This is a genomic window from Patescibacteria group bacterium, from assembly GCA_034520665.1.
Lineage (GTDB): Bacteria > Patescibacteriota > Patescibacteriia > JAXHNJ01 > JAXHNJ01 > JAXHNJ01.
This window is the reverse complement of record JAXHNJ010000002.1, coordinates 199,348-221,086: the sequence shown is the minus strand read 5'-3', so window position 1 is coordinate 221,086 and position 21,739 is coordinate 199,348. Positions and strand designations below refer to the sequence as shown.

17 protein-coding genes and 2 tRNA genes are annotated in these 21,739 nt (G+C 35.2%); 17 read left to right on the top strand and 2 right to left on the bottom strand.

The window, feature by feature from the left end:
* Positions 1–153 precede the first annotated feature (153 nt).
* Together pth and U5L76_03420 are read right to left on the bottom strand one after the other, a co-directional pair.
* Complete coding sequence (gene pth, locus U5L76_03425; protein ID MDZ7798644.1) at positions 154–681, bottom strand: aminoacyl-tRNA hydrolase; 528 nt, start codon at positions 679–681, stop codon at positions 154–156.
* A 30-nt stretch (positions 682–711) separates the two neighbouring features.
* Positions 712–1,866 carry an LCP family protein gene (locus U5L76_03420; GenBank protein MDZ7798643.1) on the bottom strand — a complete coding sequence of 385 codons (1,155 nt, stop codon included), beginning with the start codon at positions 1,864–1,866 and terminating at the stop codon, positions 712–714.
* A 130-nt stretch (positions 1,867–1,996) separates the two neighbouring features.
* On the opposite strand from U5L76_03420, the gene U5L76_03415 reads away from it, so the two are divergent.
* The 17 genes from U5L76_03415 (at position 1,997) to U5L76_03335 (ending at position 21,738) form a co-directional block, all read left to right on the top strand.
* Entirely contained in the window at positions 1,997–2,695 is a 699-nt protein-coding gene (locus U5L76_03415; GenBank protein MDZ7798642.1) for a polyprenol monophosphomannose synthase, read from the top strand.
* 801 nt (positions 2,696–3,496) lie between these two features.
* Positions 3,497–3,570 (top strand) — tRNA-Val (locus U5L76_03410).
* A gap of 9 nt (positions 3,571–3,579) precedes the next feature.
* Positions 3,580–3,822, top strand: coding sequence for a GIY-YIG nuclease family protein (locus U5L76_03405; GenBank protein ID MDZ7798641.1), 243 nt, complete (start codon positions 3,580–3,582; stop codon positions 3,820–3,822).
* Positions 3,823–3,875: 53 nt separating this feature from the next.
* Positions 3,876–4,013: transfer RNA gene (locus U5L76_03400), tRNA-Val, on the top strand.
* Between the two features lie 230 nt (positions 4,014–4,243).
* Positions 4,244–4,957, top strand: coding sequence for a signal peptidase I (gene lepB / locus U5L76_03395; protein MDZ7798640.1), 714 nt, complete (start codon positions 4,244–4,246; stop codon positions 4,955–4,957).
* A 5-nt stretch (positions 4,958–4,962) separates the two neighbouring features.
* Positions 4,963–6,288: a histidine--tRNA ligase gene (gene hisS, locus U5L76_03390; protein ID MDZ7798639.1), complete on the top strand. Its 1,326-nt coding sequence runs from the start codon at positions 4,963–4,965 to the stop codon at positions 6,286–6,288.
* Positions 6,281–6,616: a histidine triad nucleotide-binding protein gene (locus U5L76_03385; protein MDZ7798638.1), complete on the top strand. Its 336-nt coding sequence runs from the start codon at positions 6,281–6,283 to the stop codon at positions 6,614–6,616. Before hisS ends, U5L76_03385 begins: the two co-directional genes overlap by 8 nt.
* A 122-nt stretch (positions 6,617–6,738) precedes the next feature.
* Positions 6,739–6,990 (top strand): hypothetical protein, encoded by a 252-nt coding sequence (locus tag U5L76_03380; protein MDZ7798637.1) that lies wholly within the window; start codon positions 6,739–6,741, stop codon positions 6,988–6,990.
* A complete protein-coding gene (locus tag U5L76_03375) occupies positions 6,987–7,478 on the top strand; it encodes a GatB/YqeY domain-containing protein (GenBank protein MDZ7798636.1) in 492 nt (163 codons plus the stop codon). The genes U5L76_03380 and U5L76_03375 overlap by 4 nt, the downstream gene beginning before the upstream one ends.
* A 14-nt stretch (positions 7,479–7,492) precedes the next feature.
* On the top strand, positions 7,493–13,840 hold the full coding sequence (locus U5L76_03370) for an Ig-like domain-containing protein (GenBank protein ID MDZ7798635.1): 6,348 nt from the start codon (positions 7,493–7,495) through the stop codon (positions 13,838–13,840).
* 25 nt (positions 13,841–13,865) lie between these two features.
* Complete coding sequence (locus U5L76_03365; protein ID MDZ7798634.1) at positions 13,866–14,396, top strand: hypothetical protein; 531 nt, start codon at positions 13,866–13,868, stop codon at positions 14,394–14,396.
* A gap of 25 nt (positions 14,397–14,421) precedes the next feature.
* On the top strand, positions 14,422–15,996 hold the full coding sequence (locus tag U5L76_03360; protein ID MDZ7798633.1) for a hypothetical protein: 1,575 nt from the start codon (positions 14,422–14,424) through the stop codon (positions 15,994–15,996).
* Positions 15,986–16,435: an rRNA maturation RNase YbeY gene (gene ybeY / locus U5L76_03355; GenBank protein MDZ7798632.1), complete on the top strand. Its 450-nt coding sequence runs from the start codon at positions 15,986–15,988 to the stop codon at positions 16,433–16,435. The genes U5L76_03360 and ybeY overlap by 11 nt, the downstream gene beginning before the upstream one ends.
* 8 nt (positions 16,436–16,443) lie before the next feature.
* Positions 16,444–16,809 (top strand): diacylglycerol kinase family protein, encoded by a 366-nt coding sequence (locus tag U5L76_03350; GenBank protein ID MDZ7798631.1) that lies wholly within the window; start codon positions 16,444–16,446, stop codon positions 16,807–16,809.
* Between the two features lie 76 nt (positions 16,810–16,885).
* Positions 16,886–18,130, top strand: a complete 1,245-nt coding sequence (ftsA, locus tag U5L76_03345; protein ID MDZ7798630.1) for a cell division protein FtsA — start codon at positions 16,886–16,888, stop codon at positions 18,128–18,130.
* 23 nt (positions 18,131–18,153) lie between these two features.
* Positions 18,154–19,365: a cell division protein FtsZ gene (gene ftsZ, locus U5L76_03340; GenBank protein ID MDZ7798629.1), complete on the top strand. Its 1,212-nt coding sequence runs from the start codon at positions 18,154–18,156 to the stop codon at positions 19,363–19,365.
* A 126-nt stretch (positions 19,366–19,491) separates the two neighbouring features.
* Positions 19,492–21,738, top strand: coding sequence for a vitamin B12-dependent ribonucleotide reductase (locus U5L76_03335; GenBank protein MDZ7798628.1), 2,247 nt, complete (start codon positions 19,492–19,494; stop codon positions 21,736–21,738).
* Position 21,739: the final 1 nt, after the last annotated feature.

The window sequence follows — 21,739 nt, the reverse complement described above, 5'->3', positions numbered from 1 at the left end:
ATTATATTTTTATAAGACTTGTTTTAAGGCTACTACCTACAAGTGGTAACCAGGCGGTGCCCCCTCCTAATCGCTTGTAGCCTCAAGTTAAGGTTTTGTTCCCTTTGGAGCCGGACTTTAAGCTTGTAGGTAGTAATTTTGAAGCAAGTTTTTTTATATTTCTTTTTTTAATATTTCTACCACTTCTTTGATAGTTTGATTGATAGTTTTTATTTCATTTTTTTTAAAATTTTGGAGAACGTATTTTTCGGCCGGTATATTTTTTTCTCGGTTAGAACCAATACCGACACGCAAGCGGTTAAAATGATCTGTCTTTAAATTTTCAATAATTGAGGCTAGACCCTTATGACCGCCACTTGACCCTTGGTAGCGAATTCTTATTTTTCCCAAAGGCAGGTCAATATCATCAAAAATTATCCAGACATCTTGAGGTTTTATTTTATAATAATTAATTATTTTTTTTACCGCTAAGCCGGAATTATTTATAAAAGTTTGAGGTTTGGCTAGCATTATTTCTTTGTTTCGTATTTTTACTTTGGTGCGTTTTGAGTTTGTACGTTTACAGTGCTTTAATTTTTCCTTGAAATCTTCGGCCAAAGCATCAATGACCATAAATCCAAGATTATGGCGGTTGTTTTTGTATTTTTTACCGGGATTACCCAGTCCGACAATCAATTTCATAATATCAGCAATAGATTATGGTAATTAATGTTATTTTTGCAGGCTAATTTGTGCACTATCTTCTTCTATTTTTTGTTTTTTTTGAAAAATATTTTCACAGAATTCATGTATCTGAGAAAAATTATCAGCCTGGGGTACTAAGATATAAGCTCCGTTAATACCGGTTTCGGTTTCCAGTAAACCATCAGCAGCGTTATCAAGGACTATTGATTTAAAATTTTCTTGCCCTGTACTTTGAGTTAGTTTATAAAGCCTTAGCATTTCCCAAATTTCCAGGTCAGTTTTTGTATGGCCGCCTAAGGTATTTAATATCTCGGCAATTTTTTTCGGGCTGATTAGTGTAGAAAAGGAAGTTATTTTATTTTTAAGGGCAATTATTATTTTTTGCTGTCTTTTAGCCCGAGCAAAATCGGAACCTTCACCATTAGTACCGTGTCTTGAACGAACAAACTTTAAAGCAGTGGCTCCGTCCATCATTTGTTCACCAGCCGAAAAAGAAAGTGTTTGATAGCCATAATCAGAAGTGGGGTAGGAATAATCAGTAAAGCTCGTTTCTACATTAATTTTAATACCACCTAATCCATTAATAATTTGTTCAAAACCGGTAAAGTCAATCAAACCATAGTAGTGTATTTTTTGGCCGGTGACTTGTTCTACTAAATCATTAGCCAGAGCTTCTCCTCCGCCCGGGTAGGCCATATCGCGGCCAAAGGCTAAGGAATTATTTATTTTGCGCCAGTAATAATCTCCGGGATATTCTACAGCTAGATCGCGGGGAATAGAAAGCAGAGCTATTTGTTTAGTAGAGGGTTTAAAGCTGGCTAAGATAATAGTGTCAGTTAAAAGCGAGCCTTGGTGACCATAGCCGCCCATACCCATCAGTAATATATTTATTCGATCATTTTCTTCACCTTTTAATTTTTCTCCCTGATTGGAAAGTAAGTTACCGATTTGCTGAAAAACTGATATTTTTTCTCCGTCAACGCCGCCTGAATGTGAGCTAACTGAAGAAATTATTTTAAAAGATAAAGAAAGACCAACTATTAATAAAGCAATAGTTAAAACTAAAACAATCTTTCCCCAGTATCTTAGTGCGGGATGATTTTTCTTCTTCTTTATTTTTTTATTTACAAGATTTGGGGGTTTTTTTGAGTTTTGTTCTCTTTTTTCCAAATCATCAATCATAGACACGAAATGAAAATCTCCTTTCTTTAGCTAAATTATAATTATAAATAGAAATTAAGTCAACCATATTTTCTTATTTTTCTTTATAATTATATGCTATAATAAATATTACTTATAATTAATATTAGTTATGAATATAGCTGTTATCATTCCCACATTTAATGAAAGGGATAATTTAGAAAAATTAATTCAGGAAATTTTTACTTTAGAAATAGAAGATTTAGAGATAATAGTCGTTGATGACAATTCACCGGATGGCACCGGCAAGCTGGCTGAAAAATTGAAAAAAGAAAATAATAAAATCCATGTTATTCATCGTTTGGGCAAGTTAGGTTTAGGCACCGCTTATTTGGAAGGCTTTAAGTTTGCTTTGGATGAAGGAGCCAGCGCGGTTTTTGAAATAGACGCTGATTTTTCTCATAATCCTAAACGTATCCCTGACTTTTTAAAAGAAATAAAAAAGGCCGATTTAGTCATTGGCTCACGTTTTATAAAATGGGGCAAAAATGATATTGGTTTGCTGCGCCGATTAACCAGCCGGCTGGGTAGTATTTACGCTCGCTTAATACTAGGTATGCCTATTTCTGACTGTACCGGTGGTTTTAAATGTTTCCGGCGAGAAGTTTTAGAAAATATTAATTTTCATGAAATACACGCTTCAAATTATGCTTTCCAGATAGAAATGAATTACCGTGTTTTTAAAAAAGGCTTTCGCATTAAAGAAATCCCGATAATTTTTAAAGACAGAGAAAAAGGAAAGTCCAAGTTTTATTTTAAAATGATTCTGGAAAGCCTTTGGCTGGTGCTTAAGCTTCGGTTTTCCCGTTAGACACATTTTCTTTTTGGCGGCCGTAAGACAAAAGAAAAAATAAACCACCAGAAAAATATAATCCAGGCAATAGTTAAAACAGTGACCCTCATAATTATGAAAATATGTGGCTAACTTTGAATTCTTACCAGTAGGTAAAAATAGTAGTGTTGACAATTCTGATGATATAATAAATAAAATTAATTTTTATTACAGAGTAATTATAAAAGGATAGTAATTTAAATTTTTATAAAATAATAACTCATAAAAATTGGGAGTAAAATTTTATATTATTTTCTGAAAATCTTAACGATAATTTATTATACTTCTAGCTCAAATAGTGTTAATCTTGATGATCAAGTATTTTATATTGAATTATGTTGTTTTTTTGATTTCATGTGGTTATATAACGGCCTGAATAAATTGTAAGTAATATTATAGGTTAATAATAATAAAACTTTATAAACTTTCGCTTATGTTTTAATGCTATAAAATAATTTGTATCTTACTATTTTTAATGCCATTCTTATCAGTTATAATAAAAAGATGATGTATATTAAAAAAAATGACAAAAAATAATAAAGTAAATATAATAAGCAAAATTTTTATTTGATTTAGCTCTTTTTTTATGCTATAATTTGCCTATCTTTGGTTTATTTTAGCCAAAAGATTGATTTAAAAATGTATTTAGTTTCCGTTTTCGTGGATGATTAGTCCCGATGTTCCGACTTTATCGGAAATCGGGATCCCGTCTCCCTGCGGGAGACGGGGCTCAGCTGTTTTAGAATAAACTTTTTATGTCTGTTCGTCAGGATGAACTAGGGGCGCGTAGCTCAGCTGGTCAGAGTGTACGGTTCACATCCGTAAGGTCATAGGTTCAAGTCCTATCGCGCCCATAGTAAAATATGTATTATGTTTATATATTAAAAAGCCAAAAAGATTTTAAGTATTATATTGGGGTAACAAATAATTTTAATAAGCGTTTTTCAGAACATAATAAAGGATTATCCAAGTCCACAAAACATCGTCAGCCTTTCATTCTTGTAAGATTAGAAAAATATCCTAATATAGAATCAGCTTATCAAAGAGAGAGATTTTTGAAAAAAAAGAAAAGCGCAAAAATAATTAAGAAAATATGTAACGATTAGTCCCGATGTTCCGACTTTGTCGGAAATCGGGATCCCGTCTCCCTGCGGGAGACGGGGCTCAGCTGTCCCGAAGTTATCGAAATCTTCGATTTCGCTAGAACTTCGAGGATCCACGTCCCGCTTTGCGGGACGGGAGTAAGAGCGCTATCCTCACACGATAGAAGTCCCTGGTTCAAGTCCAGGTGCGACCATGACTGCTTTGGCAGGCGGGCGATAGAAGTCTCTGGTTTCCTCCTTCGGAGGATCACCCGTAGGGTGACAAGTCCTTCATCGTCCACCATATCATTTATATTCACTTGTCATTTTACTAGGGTAGAGTAAACTAAAAGAGTTAAAAGGGTCATAGAACCTTTCCCGCGTAGCATCGAGGGATTTAACTCCTATTAGGCCCACCAGGTTTTTTAAAGAAATATAAATTTTTATGCCGAATAAAAAAAATACCAAAAAAAATTCAACAAAAAAAGAACAACCCAAAGAAAATTTAGCGGAAAAAGAAGCCCAAGAAAATAAGGTAAAAATTAAGCCGGGTTTTCGTCGTTTGACTAAGTTGCAAAAAAAGGAAGAATTCCTGCCTTCTTTTACCAAGTCTTTTGTTTCTTTTATTTTTGAAGTTTTAAAGGTAGTGGTTATTTCCTTAGCTATAATTATTCCGGTTCGTTATTTTTTAATCCAGCCTTTTTATGTGCGCGGGGCCTCTATGGAACCGAATTTTCATGATAATGAATATTTAATTATAAATGAATTAACTTATCGTTTTTCCCAGCCCGAAAGAGGGGATGTGGTGGTGGTAAATGAAAAAGAAAAAGCCGGCGGTTATATTATTAAAAGAATTATTGGTTTGCCCGGTGAAAAAATTGTCATTCAGGAAGGAAAAGTGGAAGTTTATAGCCATTCAGATTCCAAAGGAAAAATTTTAGAAGAAAATTATCTTGATAAAAATACTAAAACTTCAGGCAATATTACTATCCGGCTAAAAAATAACGAGTATTATGTCTTGGGAGATAATCGTTCTTCCAGCCTTGACTCAAGAAGTATTGGCCCGATAATTAAAGATCAAATAGTTGGTTATGCTTGGCTAAGAGCTTGGCCATTTTATAAAATGAAGTATTTTATTTCACCCGAATATAATTTATAAAAAATATGAGCAAAAAAAATGACTCCAACAAAAAATTAAAATTATTAAGAGGCATGAAAGATATTTTGCCTGAAAATCAACCTTATTGGCACTGGGTCAGAGATACGATTAGAGAGATAGGAGAAACTTATGGTTTCAAACGTATCGATACTCCAGTTATGGAAGCAACCGATCTTTTCATTCGTTCAATCGGAGAAGAAACTGATATTGTCGAAAAAGAAATGTATTCCTTTACTAGCCACAGGGAAAAAATTACTCTAAGACCAGACGGCACGGCTCCGATTGCCCGGGCTTATATTGAACACGGCATGATTAACAGACCCCAGCCGATTAAACTTTATTATTTAGGTCCTTTTTTTCGACATGATAGGCCTCAAGCCGGGCGTTACCGCCAGTTTTGGCAATTTGGCTTTGAAATCTTGGGAGAAATCCATCCGGTAGTAGATTCACAATTAATATTATTAGCCCACTCAATTTATAAGGAGTTAGGGCTTGATATTACTATTCAGGTTAATAGTATTGGCTGCCCAGAATGTCGGGATGAATATGTAAGAAAATTAAAGGATTATTTTCGGCCGCGGCGGAGTGCTATGTGTGAAAGTTGCCGCAAACGTTTAAACAGAAATCCTTTGCGTCTTTTAGATTGTAAGGAAAAGGAATGTCAGGAAATTGCCAAAGAAGCTCCTCAAATTGTTGACCATCTTTGTGAGGATTGTAAAAATCATTTTATGCAGGTTTTGGAATATCTGGATGATTTAGAAATTTCTTACGCCCTAAACCCGCACTTAGTGAGAGGTTTGGATTATTATACTGGCACTACTTTTGAAATTTGGAGCCAGGATGAAGAAAAAGGAAATAGGGCCGCTTTGGGCGGAGGGGGACGTTATAATAATTTAGTTGAGTCTTTAGGTGGCCGGCAGACTCCGGCTATTGGCTTTGCTTGCGGCATTGAAAGACTGATTATTGAATTAAAGGAAAATAAAATTAAACCGCCACAAAAAAAAGAAATTGATGTTTTTGTGGCTCAATTAGGCAAAAAGGCCAGAAGAAAATGCCTTAAGCTTTTTGAATTTTTACGAAAAAAAGGCTTAAAAGTAGCGGAGAGTCTTTCCAAAACCGGACTTAAAGCTCAGCTGGAAGTAGCTGATAAAAAGAAGGTTAAATTTACTCTTATTATCGGTCAAAAAGAAATTATGGATGATACAGTTCTTATTCGTGATATGGAAAACGGCATTCAGGAAATGGTTGATTATGATAAAATTTATGAGGAAGTGGTAAAAAGATTAGAAAAAAATAAAGCTAATACTATTAAAAAAGAAAAAAATGAATGATTGTTTATTTTGTAAAATTATTGCCGGAGAAATGCCTTCAAAAATAGAATATCAAGATGAAGAGGTTATTGTTTTTCATGACATTAACCCAAAAGCTCCAGTCCATCTTTTGATTCTACCAAAAGAGCATTTAAAAAATATTAATGATTTTTCAGAAAAAGAAGGCAGTTTAGGAGATAAGCTTTTTTTAACAGCTAAGAAAATGGCTAAAAAAATGAATGTTGATAAAAGTGGATACCGCTTGGTTATAAATAACGGCCTGGATGCTGGCCAGGAAATAAATCATTTACATATACATCTTTTAGGCGGAAAAAGACAGGAATTTTAAATTTGACCTATTACCCGATAAAGTGTTATATTATAAACATATTATTTAATTAAAAAAATTACCTTATTTTAGAAGGAGGTGTTAATAACTTGGTTGAAGTCAAGAAAAAGGATAGCGAGTCTGTGGAAGGCTTAATTAGGCGTTTTTCTAAGAAATTACAGCAAAGCGGACGGCTTTTGAAGGCTAAAAAGAACCGTTTTTACCAAGGCAATGAGAATAAAAGACAAGTTAAAGAAAATGCTTTGCGAAAAAAAGAAATGCGGGAAACTAAGGAACAATTAAGTAAAACAGGAAAGCTCGATAATGTTAAAGACCCCAAAAAAGTGGTACGAATGCTAAAAAAAGAGATTAATCAAAAGAATAAGAATAAATGACCCTAAAAGAAAGATTGGAAGCTGATTATAAGAAGGCTTTTAAAGGAAAAAACGAAGTGGCTGTAGAAACCCTTCGTTTGCTTAAAGCTGAAGTAAAAAATGAGGAAATTGCCAAAAGAGAGGATTTTGATGATAATAAAGTTTTGGATGTAGTCATGAAAGTATCAAAAAAACATAAAGACTCTTCAGAGGCCTTTAAAAAAGGTAAAAGAGAAGATTTGGCTGCTAAAGAAAAAGAACAATTAGCAGTTTTAGAAGAGTACTTACCGGATAAGCTTTCCGAAGAAGAACTGCGTGATATAATTTGTGAAATGATTGAAGAAGCCGATGCTAAGACGCCTAAAGATTTCGGAAAAGTTATGGGTATAATCATGAAAAAAGTAAAAAACCAAGCTGACGGCAATTTAGTCAGTAAAATATTAAAAGAAGAATTAGAAAAAAAGAGTCAACAAGAAACTGAAGACTCAAAAAATAAAGAAAATAAATAATTTAGCCTTGCCCCATGGGCTTTTTTAACAGAAAACAAAAAATATTATTTTTAATAATCACCATTCTGGCGATGGGAGGGTTTTTTATTTTACATAACCAAACCTTAGCTCAGACTTCATATAGTATTGGGGAGATAGGTGGCACCATTGGTTTGAGTTCAATGAATTTGAAGGAGATTGTTATTAATATTATTAAGTGGGTATTAGGCATTGTCAGCTTAGTAGCGGTTTCTTTTTTAATCTATGGCGGTATTCTTTGGATGACTTCAAAAGGCAACGAAGAAAAGATCGCCAAAGCTAAGAAAGTAATTGTCAACACAGTTATTGGCATCGTGATTATACTCTTATCCTGGGCTATTGTTCTGTTTGTTGAGGGCTTTGTTACTAATTCTTCAGGTGGTGGTGGTATCAGTTGTACTACAGGGACTCCTCATCCTTCTGATGGTTGTCTTATATGTAATGCTAGTGGGGATGGTTATGATTTTGATCTTACCATACCCGGGTGTACTTTTGCTGGCCAATCTTTTCATCTTAATGAAGTGCAAACTTCTAATGATGGCAGTGAAGTCTATATGTGCAGCCGTATTCAGCCAATATTTAATAATAACGTGGAAAAAACAACAGTTGATGGCGCTGTATCAAGCGGTACTTTATATATTGAAGACGATTTAGGTGTAGTAAAAGAAGGTACCTGGATCACTTCTGGTAAAAGTATTACTTTTAAGCACCCAAAAGTTTGCTCAAACGACAACACTCAAAGCTGTATGGATGACGGTGAATGCGGTGGTGCTAGTGACACTTGTGATTTGATGGTTTTTAAGGCTGATACAGATTATAATCTTTATTTACCGGAAACAATTAATGATAAAGATACCTTATCTTTAGATATTGCTGGCAGTGCTTTTATCGGACCGACAGTTAACTGCAATGCAGATGCTCCTAATAATCGAGTTGTTTGCAGTTTTAGAACTAATAATATAATGGATACCACTCCACCGGAAGTAACTACTACCTATCCGATACATACTGGAGATACTGGGTATCCTGATACAAATGTTAATCGTGAGCCGATTATTGATATTAATTTTTCTGAGAATATAGATGCCAGCACAGTTATTGATTCAGTTAATCCACCTCAACCTAATTCCAATAATATACAATTACAGAAAATAGATAGTCAAGGCGGTACTCCCCAATTTGATGATAAATTAGACACTGATGCGGATACTTATATTGACGCTAATTTCTTAGAAATTTCAGAAAAAAGCAACGGTTTTCATCTTTCCCTAATAGCCCCAAATAATCTTGAGCCTTTTACCTGGTATCGAGTAACAGTGCAAGATGTTGAGGATTTGTGTGGTAATGTTATGGTTTCCATGCCAGTTTTGGAATTTCAAACTAATGATAAAGTAGCTGGTTTTAATAGTTGGTATCCGACTGGTTCAAATGTTTGTCCGGATACAAAGATAATAGTTACTTTTAATACCAGCATGTATTTTAATGAAGTTAGCTTTACTGTAAATGGTAATCAAGTTATTATGCCGGCGGCTGATACTATTAGTCCGCCTTATACTAGGACCGCTCCTTCTGGTTTTGGCACTTTAGAGATTACGGATCCGGGAGCTCCAAGCAGTAATCATTTCAAGGTTTTTGAGTTAACTCCGGCCACACCGCTTACTCCAGGTACAAATTATTCAATAACAGTTAGAACAGACCGAGTTATTGATTCTAGTGGCGGATTCTTAGAAGGTATACCATTATGGGATTTTGATGTTACGGCTCCTGAAGATTGCACCTGCGGTCCTTTTATCACTGGTTTAGACCCAAATAAAGGTGGACCGGGTGAATGTATCACCATCCATGGCCAGTGTTTAAAGAAAACTACTGGCTTGATTGCTAATCCCACAGCGGTTAATTTTGACACTACTTCAGCATCCTTGGAAGCTTCCGGAGAAAATCATATAGTGACTACTTCACCGGCTACATTTTCTAGTGGAGACCGGCCTGAAGTAACTGTTGATCTTACTTATGATGATGCCACTTATGGCACTCTAACTTCTAAAGGAGTTGAATTTTATTATAATACTAATGATCTAGCCAATGGCCCTTGTTTATTTTCTATTAGTGGTTCATGTTATCCGAGTTCAAATCTAACTCTAGAAGGAATACGTTTTGAAGACGGAGCTAGTACCAGCACCAAAGACGTGGAATTTCAGGCTGTCCCCTCATATCCTTATGTTGATTCAATAAACGCTGGTGATTGGACTGACACAAAGATTCAAAGCCAGGTTCCTCCCAAGCCGCCAGCTGATGAAACTACTGACGGTAATGTATATGTGACTAATGATACTGGCAGCTCTAATAGTATTGATTTTAATATTTGTGAGCTGCCGCCAGGGGTGCCTATTGTCACTAATTACTGGCCTGATTGTGGCACTGCTTGTATTAACACAGTGCCGGAAACAAACTTTAATATTGCTATGGATAGTTCTACTATTAATAATACGAATATAACTTTAGAAGAGCATGATGCGGCGGCTTGTGACAGCACTACTTTGGATGGTCCAGTAAGTATTACCCCTACCTATAATACCTCGGAAAAAAAAGCCATTCTAACCCCGGATAGTTATTTAAATCCGGACACCTATTACCGGGTAATATTAAATAATAATATAGTAAGTGATAGTGATAGTGAGCCTTTAGCCAATATTAATTATGACGCTGACGAAGACGGTACAGATGACAGTTTTTCCTGGACCTTTAAGACTAAAGATGACCCAACAGCCTGTTCTATTGCTTCTGCTGATCTAACTCCTAAAGATCCTACGATTACCGTGGGCAATACAGAAGATTATGAGGCTTTTGCTTACGGTTCTCCGGATGAATGTAACCCGGCTACTGGTCAAATGCTTATTGCCAATTCTTATGATTGGGCCTGGAAAGTTAGTCATAGAAAGAATCCTATGGTTAGTCCGCCGATTGACGATCCCTATGGAACTTTTACTAATTATGATAAGAATAGTGATGGTCGTACTGACCCAAAACAAACATTTACAGCCCATTATATTACCCCACCTCCACCTTATTACCCAAGCGATGAGCCAGAAGTAACTGTTACAGCTTCTGCAGTTAGTAGAAAAGAAAAATTTACCATTATTAATGATCCCACTATTTGTGTGACTGATGAAGACTGTGAAAATCTAATAACTGAAGACGGAACAGAAATATCCTGTCCAGGCAGCACTTGTATTAATAACCACTGCTCTCCAGTGATTAATGATTTTTCGCCCAAGGACGGGGCTATTGGCACCTGGGTCAGTATAGCCGGCTGTTGGTTTGGCAATTATGACTCTAGTTTAAGCAAAGTAATTTTTCAGACTGACAAGGAGGCTCTTAAACCTAATGAAAGTATTTGCGGAGATACTTGGAAAAATTATCTTATATTAAGGGAAGTGCCTAACAGCAAAACGGCTGATCTTAGCGATGATGCTGACTCTGGAGATCATCCTTTTCGCGTAAGAGGCGGAGATCTAGCCAGCGGGTATAGCTATAGTATTGAAAGCAGTGATTTTACCACGGCTCCTTATGTACTTACGGATGGTTATTTTGAGGTGAATTCCACGGTTAGGCCGGGTATTTGCGCTCTTAATCCCAACCTAGGCAAGGAAAATATTACCGATGTAGAAATAAAGGGTAAAAATTTTGGCAGTTCTAGAGACGCCCTACCAATTGACGAAGACCGAGTTACTTTTCATGATGGGGTAGATGTTACAAATTATGTTTCCTGGGCTAATGATACAATGGTGGAAACAACCGTGCCTTTAGGCGCGGAAACCGGAAATATACAGCTTTTTAATGACGGAGTTGCCAGTAACACCTGGCCTTTTACAGTTAGACCCCCTTCTTGTGATATTTGTAATAATGACGGTGATTGTCCGGTTGGCCAGGGCTGTGGTGATGACGGCTGTTGTTATGACCGGCCATCAGTTAGTAGTACCATTCCAACTGACGGAGAGCCAAATGTTTGTTTAAATAATTTAATTGAAGTAAATTTTGATCAGAATATGGATCAAAGCACTTTGAATGATTCAAATATTACATTAACGGGCGGAGTGGCTTCATATACTATTAGCTCTTATGATGACAGGGTGAGAATAAATCTTAATGACTTATTAAAGGGCAGTACTACTTATACTGTTAATCTTACTAATGATATTGAAAATACTAAGGGCGTTTCTATGGTAGCTGATAGTTTTAGTTTTACCACGGCTGATACTAATGATCCTTGTGAAATTGATTATATTGATTTAAATCCTTCTCATCATATGTTTACCAGTAAAACTGAAACCCGAGATTTTACTGCTTCAGCTTATGATGATAATGACAATTCTATTCAATCAATATTAGGGGTTTATGATTGGGCTTGGCATTGGTCTATGGATAATAAAGATATTGCTACTGTAAACAATGATCTTAAATGTAATGGTGGTACTTATGACGGTGATAGTTGTGTTAATAATGATGATTGTCCGGACGGTATTTGTACGGCTAACCCTATTCAAACAGCTAGTCCAGTAAAAAATGGCCAGACCTGGCTTAGAAGTGAAGCCCAAGCTGGTACGGGCTGGACTGGCAGTAAAAAAGCCAGTGCTGAAATTGAAGTAATTTTTTGTGATATGCCCTGGGAATTTGAAGAAGCAGCTAGTAACTGTGATATTAACGCGGACGGTTGTAGTAATGATTATAATTTTAAATTATTTTATTGCCGGGGTGATTATGGCGTTTGTGAGGGAACCACTAATACAGTTTGCACTTTGGATTATCAAACTTCTTGTCCGACTGATGAAGAATGTTGCAGTGATTATGTCGGACAAAAATGTCAATTTTCCAGTAATATTTTACCGGATTTAGATATGAGCGTAGTCAGAGGAGAATCCGGCGACGTTTTAAAACAATATTTATTCAAAGAATCAGGCCGTTGTTCTGAAGGCCATCAAAGATGTTCGAAGGACCCTAGCAGTCCTTTAAATTGTACAAGCGGCACTTGTGAAGTAACTGATGATGGCATTGGTATTCGTATTTATGCTAACCCGGAGGCGCTGACTCCGCAAGAATGGTATAAACAAAATATAAAAGATCAAGGCTCTCCCCAGTCTACTACAGTAGACGGTTACCGGGCCGTGCGTGACGGAAGAACGGTGTATGTTGGAGCTACAAATTATGACAGTGGTACACTTTATTCAAATATATATCTAATTTCCTATAATAAAGGGGCTGATTCAAAAATAAAAAATATATATGATCAGTTAATTGACTATTGGACTTTTAATACAAATATTACTACGGCTGGGGAAAAAGAAAAGATTATCAGGGATTTAAAAAGAATTGCTGATTTAAGGACTATCACTGGTTATCTTGAAGATTATCGGGCTAATCAGCCAAGTTCTTCTGAAACAAATCTTGTTAATAGCCCTGGATTTGAAGATGTTTATACTATTGTGAGTTCCACTGATGAACAAGTTTGGGAAACACCTGGTTCTTTTTCGTCAGAGGTTAATGTTGATTCCAGCCAAGCCCATACAGGAAATAATTCTGTGGAATTAAAGGGTGGTACCTACGATTCGTCGGATCTTGCGGCTAGTCGCCGTTATGTTCTTCAGGATGTTCCGGTTACTTATGGTAAAACCTATAAACTTACAGCTTGGGTAAAAACAGATGATCACGATGATACAGATGATAACGATGATACGGGTGATTTAGGATTTGAAATTCATTCGGAATGTTTAATAACCAGTATTCATAGCTTTGACTGGACAGGTTGTGATCTAAACAGTCATACGGATTATATTTATGGTGATAATGATTGGACAAAAATAACTAATATTGTTTATGCCAATAAAGCTGATCGTTCAATCAGATTTATAGCCCGACATAGAGGTGTTGTGGAGAGTAATGATGTGGCTTGGGTTGATGATTTTAAAATAGAAGAAATTGAAGCACCCTATCCTATGTTAGAATCCGGCAGTTATATTTCTAATATGAGCACTTCTATATGGCCTTCCTGGCAGGCTAGTTTAGGTAATGCTTTAGGCAAGAGTTTACCAGTTGATCCTTTAAATGAAGCTATTTGTCCTAGTTTTCCGCCTAATACCTGCTGGGATGAAGAGAATAAAGAATTTCTTTGCAGCTCCGGTTCTTCTATTTATGCCTATCAAACTGATCACGGGGTAAATTATAATTTATATGTTAATCTTGAGACAGATAACACTTATTGGGATGCTAGTACCAGTGAATTTGATATATGTGACAGTATTTCCTCAGCTTCTTGTGATAGTTTTGATTATTGGGTTTCCAGCCCTTAAAATAAAAAATTAATTTTATAATAATATGGATCAAATTAATTCTAATGAACCCTCTGAAGAGGATATAGCCCAGTCTTCTTTTACAGGCCGAAAAAAATTACTTATAATAATAGTGACATTAATAATAGTTTTGGGTTTATCAGCTGGCTTGTATTTATATTTCAGTGGATCAGAAGCAGAAAACTTGAATGAGAATACAACGGCTGTTAATGATAAGGAAGTAAATTTAAACACTAATAGACCGTCTTTTAGACCGTCTTTAACCAACCAGACAATTATAATTAAAGAAGAAACTGATGATGATGATCGGGACGGACTTTCTAATGATAAAGAAAAAGAACTGGGCACTGATATAAAAAAAGCGGATACAGACTCGGACGGCCTCAGTGATTATGAAGAAGTATATATATATAAAACTGATCCAAAAAATAAAGATACTGATGGTGACGGTTTTTCTGACGGGGAAGAGGTGGATAAAAACTACAACCCTAATGGTGAAGGCCAATTATTTAATACAAATTCAGCTATTGAAAATATTAATAATAACCAATCATAAATTAAGAAATTAATATAAAAATAATATGTTTGATAATAAAAATCAAAATGATAATCAAAGCAGACCCACCCCTCCTTCAATAGAGGAGTCTTCTGAAGCGAACCAGGAAAAAGAAGCAAGTTCACCAGAAAACTCTAAAGATGTTTATACTATGCCCAAAAAATTTCGTGATACTTCAAAAAAGGGTGGAAGCAGTAAAAAGAAAAAAATAATAATTATTGTTGTCTCTGTTTTTCTCTTTGCCGGTATAGCTGTCGGGGCTGCTTATCTTTTTCAGAAACTTTCTTCACCGGAGGATAATAAAAATGTAGTGGTTAATAATTCTAATAGTAGTGATAATCTTAATTCTAATTCAAACAGTAATTTAAATGCGAATGTAAGTATTACTTTAAAAGAATATGGTGACCCTAATTCGGTTTTTTCAATAAAATATCCATCAAATTGGGAGGCGAATACTATGAATAATAATACTATTTCTTTTACTCCTTCCGCTCTTGATGAAATTACTTTGGGCACGGTTACCATTGAAGATAAGAGTGAATCTGTTTTGGATGCTGAAAGTATGAAAGATGAATTTTTAAGCAGTGAAAAGGGTAGTACCTTTAGTGTTGAAACTTCCGAAGAGACCACAATAGACGGAAGAGAATCTTTAATTGTATTAGGTGGCGGTACCCTAAATCAAACAGAAATTAAAGGACTTATGGCTTTTATAGTCTATCAAAATACTCAAGTAAGTATTATGTATTCAACAGAAGATGAAATTTCAAAATATGAAGATATTTTTGAAGAATCTATTAAATCCTTTAAATTGCTTAAAGATGAAGGTAGCTTAAATTTAAACGGTAATTCAAATGCTAATATAAATAATAATACTAATATTAATTCTAATGCCAATCTCAACGGCAATAATAATGTTAATACTAATACTAGTACTAATACTAATACCAGCACCATCCCTTTATCTTCTACTAATGACGATGACGGAGATGGACTAACAGACGTAGAGGAGAATCTTTGGAATACTGGTAAAAATACCCCTGACACTGATGGTGATGGTTATATTGACGGTAAAAATACATTATCTTCCGGAGATATTGTGGGTGAGCTCTACTTAGGTTATGATCCTACGGTTAAAGATAAAAAATTGTCAACTTCAGATTCTACGGAGCAATACACTAATGATACTTACAAATGGAGCTTGCTTTACCCCAGCAAATGGACAGCTACCCAGATGAGTGCCAGCACTGGTGAAAAAAATATTATGTTTTCGCCGGATATTTCCACGGTTGAATACGTGCAGGTAACAGTTGAAGAAAATACATCCCGGCTTTCAGCAGAGCAGTGGTATCTTTCTCTTAATCCCAATATAGAGACTTCTCAACTTGAAGAAATAGTGGTCAATGGACTTAGTGGAATATTAACACCAGATAAAACCACTGTTTATTTGGGAAAAGAAGATAAAATATATCTAATAAATTATAATGTCGGTAATTTATCGGCAGTAAATTATCAAACTACTTTTGAAATGATGTATCAGAGCTTCAAATTACTTTCTTCAACTACAAACAGCAATCAGAATCAAAATACTAATGCCAGTTAATTTTACGGCTTTAATTGAAACTTCTTATAAAAAAGATTTTTTTGAAAAAGTTATAGAGAAATCTCTTAAAAAACTTGATAAAAAAATAAAAAAACAGATCTCCCTAGTTTTAGTTGATAAGAAAAAAATTAAAGAACTTAATAAAACTTATCGTAAAAAGGATAAAGCTACCAGTGTTCTAACCTTTCATTTTTCTGAGAAAAAAAATAAAAATACTTTTTTTGAAATTCCTTTGAAAAATAATGTATTAGGAGAAATATTTATCTGTCCTAGGAAAGCTAAAGAAGAAGCTGATAAAATTGATGAAAAACTGGAAGACAGATTGAAAAAGTTAACCATTCACGGATTATTACATTTATTAGGCTATAAACACAAAAATAAAAAAGAAAGAAAGCTTATGGAGGGAATTGAAGATGAATTAATAAAAACCGTAGGCTAGTTAGAGTTATGCCCATTATAAACCTAAAAACATTAATTAAAAGCTTTAAATACGCGTTAAAAGGAATACGTTATACTTTTCGCCATGAACAAAATTTTCGTATTCAAAGCTTTATTGCTTTAGTGGTTGTGATATTGATGTTTGTTTTTGAAATAAGCCGGGCTGAAGCTATAATTCTTTTCTTGTTAATTCTGTTGGTTTTAGTTTTGGAGTTGATTAATACTACTTTAGAAAAAGTAGTAGATATTTTAAAACCGCGCATTCACCATTATGTGGCCGTAATTAAGGATCTTATGGCCGCTATGGTATTTTTAGCTTCCTTAGGCTCTTTAATTATTGGAGTTTTAATTTTCTGGCCTTATGTTTTTAGTTAGTAATTTAAAATCACTTTTCAAAAACAAAAAAATATATTATAATAAAGTTAAATAATTCAAGTATTAAAAGATAAATATGGCAAAAGAAGAAATAATAACTGGACTAGACATTGGTTCTTCCTATATAAGAGCTGTTGTTGGCCAGAAAAATCCCAATGATGAAAAATTACATATAATGGGCCTAGCTAGCCAGCCCTCAGAAGGAGTTTCTAAAGGAGTGGTTACTAGTATTGAAGAAACAGTGAGCTCAATTTCCCAGTGTTTAGAAAAAGTAGAAAGAATGACCGGTATACCGGCAGAAAATGCTTTTGTTGGTATTTCAGGTTCTCATATTAATTCTCAAGATAGTCATGGAGTAATCGCGGTAGCTAAGGCAGATGGTGAAATAAAAGAAGAAGACGTAGAAAGAGTGGTGGAAGCAGCTCAAGCCGTAGCCACGCCGCCTAATTTTGAAATATTACATGTTATTCCCCGAAGTTTTACGGTTGATAATCAAAAAGGTATTAAAGATCCGGTCGGTATGACTGGCATCAGACTGGAAGTAGAGGCTCAGATTATCCAGGGTCTTTCTTCCCAAATTAAAAATTTAACCAAGTCAGTTTATCGTACCGGGGTCGATATTGAAGATTTAGTTTTAGGGGTCTTAGCTTCCTCAGAAAGCTGTTTAACTAAACGCCAAAAAAATCTTGGGGTAGCTTTAGTCAATATTGGCAGTAGCACTACTTCATTGGTAGTTTTTGAAGAAGGTGATGTTTTACATACAAAAATCTTACCCATTGGTTCTTCTCATATTACTAATGATATTGCTATTGGTCTTAGAACTTCTATTGATTTAGCTGAAAAAATAAAACTAGAATATGGTAGTGCTTTACCCGATGATATCAGCAAGAGAGAAGAAATAAATTTGGGAGAATTAGAAGGAGGAGATAATAATAAGGTTTCTAAAAAACAAGTAGCTGAAATTATAGAGGCCAGACTAGAGGAAATATTTAAAATGATTGACAAAGAATTGCAGAAAATTGACCGTTCAGGTCTTTTGCCGGCCGGAGTGGTTATAACTGGTGGCGGCGCTAAATTACCCGGTTTAATTAAAGTGGCAAAAAAAGAATTTAGATTGCCTAGTTCAGTGGGTTCACCTCAAGAATTTGTTTCAGCTATAGATAAGGCCAATGATCCGGCTTTTAGCACAGCTATTGGTCTAGTGGTCTGGGGTCTGGCTTTGCGGGAAAAGGGCGGTTTTAATTTTTCCATACCTAATTTTTCTTCTGTTTCGAATGTGACTAAAAAAATGAAAGAATGGTTTAAATCTTTAAGGCCTTAATATTTTAAGATTAAAATAATTATATGAGCAATAAAAAAAAGAGAAAAAATAATTCTATGGAAGTAAAGCCGGAAGTGGAGACTTTTGCTAAAATTAAAGTTTTAGGTGTTGGTGGATCTGGTGGAGCGGCTATAAAAAGAATGATTGATTCCAGAATTAGGGGCATTGAATTTACAGCCATTAATACTGATGCTCAAGCTCTTCATCATTCCAACGCTCCTCACAAGATACATATTGGTAAAACCACTACCCGAGGTCTAGGAGCCGGTATGGATCCGGAATTAGGCCAGGCTAGCGCTGAGGAAAGCCAGGATGAAATTCACGACTCTTTAAAAGGCTCGGATATGGTTTTTATTACCTGTGGTTTAGGCGGCGGCACTGGCACTGGAGCGGCTCCGATTATTGCTGAAATAGCGCGAGACGCCGGGGCTTTAACAGTGGCCGTGGTGACCAAACCTTTTTCTTTTGAAGGTGCTCAAAGAATGCAGATTGCTGAAGGGGGACTGGATAATTTGACTGATAAAGTAGATACTTTGATTACTATACCTAATGACCGTTTATTACAAATTATTGATAAAAAAACCAGCCTGCTTGATTCTTTTAAAGTGGTAGATAATGTTTTAAAACAGGGTGTTCAAGGTATTGCGGATTTGATTACCGTGCCTGGCTTAATTAATGTTGACTTTGCTGACGTTAAATCTATTATGGAAAATACCGGTTCAGCTCTTATGGGTATTGGTGAGGCTTCTGGTGAAAATAGAGCAGTTGACGCGGCTAAGGCGGCTATTGACAGCCCGCTTTTAGAACTTTCTATTGATGGAGCTAGGGGTATACTCTTTACAGTCACTGGAGGGCCTAATTTAAGTATGTATGAAGTTAATGAAGCAGCCCGGGTAATTACTGGTTCCGCTGATCCGGAGGCAAAAATTATTTTTGGTTCAGTATTAGATGATTCTTTAGGAGACGAAATTAAGATAACAGTTATTGCTACTGGTTTTGGTAAAGGTTCCTCTTCCTCAGTAAAGAAAGTGGAAAGAAATACCATTAGTCCTTTTGAAGAAAAACCGGGAAACGAACCGCCAAAACCACAAACTCAACAAATTCAACAAAACCAACAAAAAAACTTTTATAAAGAAGAAGAAAAGAATAAAAAGCCTCAAGAAAAAGTTCCTAAAAAAACAAAAGAAGAGGAAGAATTAGAAATACCAGCCTTTATCAGAAAAAAAATGATGTAAAAATTTTAAAAGTCAGGAAATATTTATTTTGTTATTTTTGTAATTATTTTTCCTGACTCTTAAAATATTTTAATTTGCCCTTTATTATGGGTCAATTTTTTTAACCTTTTTAACCTATTTAAATAAATGGAAGCTTCAATTTTTAAGAAAAATAAATTAAAAAAAATAAAAAAACGCGACGGCCGCATCGTTGATTTTGATCGAAAAAATATTGCCGAGGCTATTTTTAAATGTTCTAAAGCGATTGGTAAAAGTAATAAAAGTCTTTCCAAGCGCTTGGCTACTACAGTAACTACTATTTTACAGGAAAGGTTATCAGAAAGTGAAATTCCGACTGTGGAAGGTGTTCAGGATATAGTGGAAGAGGTATTAATAAGAGATCGTCAAGCAGAAATTGCTAAAGCTTATATTATTTATCGTCAAAAGCATAAAAATATAAGAGAAGCCAAGCTAATGTTAAAAGGGTATAAGGTAAAGGTTAAGTCAACGCCTAATGCTATGACAGTTTTGCAAAAGAGGTATTTACGCAAAGACGCTGAGGGTCATGTCACAGAAACACCTTCGGGTATGTTTAAAAGGGTGGGTAATAATATTGCTTATGCTGATAAACTTTATAAAACTCTTTATCATCAGGAAGTTGATGTTGAGCAGACAGCCAAGAAATTCTATGACATGATGAGTAATTTTGAATTTTTACCTAATTCGCCGACTTTAATGAATGCGGGCAAAGATCTGCAACAGCTTTCAGCCTGCTTTGTTTTGCCAGTTGATGATTCGATCAGCGGTATTTTTGAAACCATTAAAAATACGGCTATTATTCATCAGTCAGGCGGCGGCACGGGATTTTCTTTTTCTCGTCTTCGCCCGGACGGTGATCTGGTAAAAAGCACGGGTGGTATTGCCTCAGGACCGATTTCTTTTATGAAAGTTTTTAATGCTTCTACCGAGGCTATAAAACAAGGGGGCACTCGAAGAGGAGCAAATATGGCTATATTAAAAGTAGACCATCCGGATATTTTGGAATTTATTACCGCTAAGGAGAATGAAGGCGAGTTGGCTAATTTTAATATTTCTGTAGCTGTTACTGATAAATTTATGAAAGCGGTAGAAAAAAATAAAGATTATGAATTAATTAATCCGCGTAGCAAATTAGTAGTTTCAAAACTTTCCGCCAGAAAAATTTTCGATTTAATTGTGACTATGGCTTGGAAGAACGGTGAACCGGGCATTATTTTTATTGATCGTATCAATGAAAAAAATCCAACGCCTGAACAGGGAGAGATTGAATCAACTAATCCTTGTGGTGAACAACCCCTTTTGCCTTATGAATCCTGTAATCTTGGCTCAATTAATTTATCTAAAATGGTTAAAGATAAAAAAATTGATTTTGATAAATTAGCTAAAACTGTTGAAAAAGCGGTTCATTTTCTGGATAACGTTATTGATATGAGTCGGTATCCTTTGGATAAAATTGAAGAAATAGTGGAGAAAAATCGAAAAGTAGGCTTAGGAGTAATGGGTTTTGCTGATATGTTAATTCAGCTGGAAATACCTTATAATTCTTCAGAAGCTTTAAAAACAGGAGAAAAGGTTATGAAATTTATCACTAAAAAAGCTCGAGAAGCTTCAAAGGAACTGGCAAAAATTAGAGGAGCTTTTCCAGCCTTTGCCAAGAGTATTTATAATGATAAAAAAGGAGAAAAAGTGCGTAATGCTACTTTAACTACCATTGCTCCAACCGGCACTATTTCTATTATCGCTGGCTGTTCTTCTGGTATTGAACCACTTTTTGCTATTTCTTATGTCAGGAGAAATTTACTGGATGAAGGTGATGAATTGGTTGAAGTTAATCCTAGTTTTGAAAAAATAGCTAAGGAAGAAGGCTTTTATTCAGATAATTTAATGAAAAGAATTGCTGAAAAGGGCACTATTCAGGATTTTTCTGAGATACCGGATAAGGTAAAAAAAGTTTTTGTTACGGCTCATGATATTACTCCGGAAGAGCATATAAAAATGCAAGCCGCTTTTCAAAAATACACTGATAACGCTGTTTCTAAGACGGTTAATTTTCCTCACTCAGCTACCACTGAAGATGTAGAAGAGGTTTATCTCAAGGCTTTTAAAGCAGATTGTAAAGGAGTAACGATTTATAGAGATCGTTCAAGAGAAGCCCAGGTTCTAAATATAGAAGCCGGTGAAAAGAATAAAGATAAAAATGAAGAAGAAATTGGTCAGGAGACTACCAAGCAGGAAGTTAAAATATCAAAAATAGTGGATAAAACAAAATGCCCCGAGTGTGGAGCCACTATGGAAATTAAAGAAGGCTGTAAAACCTGCCCGCACTGTGGTTGGTCAGCCTGTTCATTAGGCTAAA

Coding starts and splice junctions, on each gene's coding strand:
- pth (MDZ7798644.1), bottom strand. CDS start 681: ATGAAATTGATTGTCGGACTGGGTAATCCCGGTAAAAAATACAAAAAC.
- U5L76_03420 (MDZ7798643.1), bottom strand. CDS start 1,866: ATGATTGATGATTTGGAAAAAAGAGAACAAAACTCAAAAAAACCCCCA.
- U5L76_03415 (MDZ7798642.1), top strand. CDS start 1,997: ATGAATATAGCTGTTATCATTCCCACATTTAATGAAAGGGATAATTTA.
- U5L76_03405 (MDZ7798641.1), top strand. CDS start 3,580: ATGTATTATGTTTATATATTAAAAAGCCAAAAAGATTTTAAGTATTAT.
- lepB (MDZ7798640.1), top strand. CDS start 4,244: ATGCCGAATAAAAAAAATACCAAAAAAAATTCAACAAAAAAAGAACAA.
- hisS (MDZ7798639.1), top strand. CDS start 4,963: ATGAGCAAAAAAAATGACTCCAACAAAAAATTAAAATTATTAAGAGGC.
- U5L76_03385 (MDZ7798638.1), top strand. CDS start 6,281: ATGAATGATTGTTTATTTTGTAAAATTATTGCCGGAGAAATGCCTTCA.
- U5L76_03375 (MDZ7798636.1), top strand. CDS start 6,987: ATGACCCTAAAAGAAAGATTGGAAGCTGATTATAAGAAGGCTTTTAAA.
- U5L76_03370 (MDZ7798635.1), top strand. CDS start 7,493: ATGGGCTTTTTTAACAGAAAACAAAAAATATTATTTTTAATAATCACC.
- U5L76_03365 (MDZ7798634.1), top strand. CDS start 13,866: ATGGATCAAATTAATTCTAATGAACCCTCTGAAGAGGATATAGCCCAG.
- U5L76_03360 (MDZ7798633.1), top strand. CDS start 14,422: ATGTTTGATAATAAAAATCAAAATGATAATCAAAGCAGACCCACCCCT.
- ybeY (MDZ7798632.1), top strand. CDS start 15,986: ATGCCAGTTAATTTTACGGCTTTAATTGAAACTTCTTATAAAAAAGAT.
- U5L76_03350 (MDZ7798631.1), top strand. CDS start 16,444: ATGCCCATTATAAACCTAAAAACATTAATTAAAAGCTTTAAATACGCG.
- ftsA (MDZ7798630.1), top strand. CDS start 16,886: ATGGCAAAAGAAGAAATAATAACTGGACTAGACATTGGTTCTTCCTAT.
- ftsZ (MDZ7798629.1), top strand. CDS start 18,154: ATGAGCAATAAAAAAAAGAGAAAAAATAATTCTATGGAAGTAAAGCCG.
- U5L76_03335 (MDZ7798628.1), top strand. CDS start 19,492: ATGGAAGCTTCAATTTTTAAGAAAAATAAATTAAAAAAAATAAAAAAA.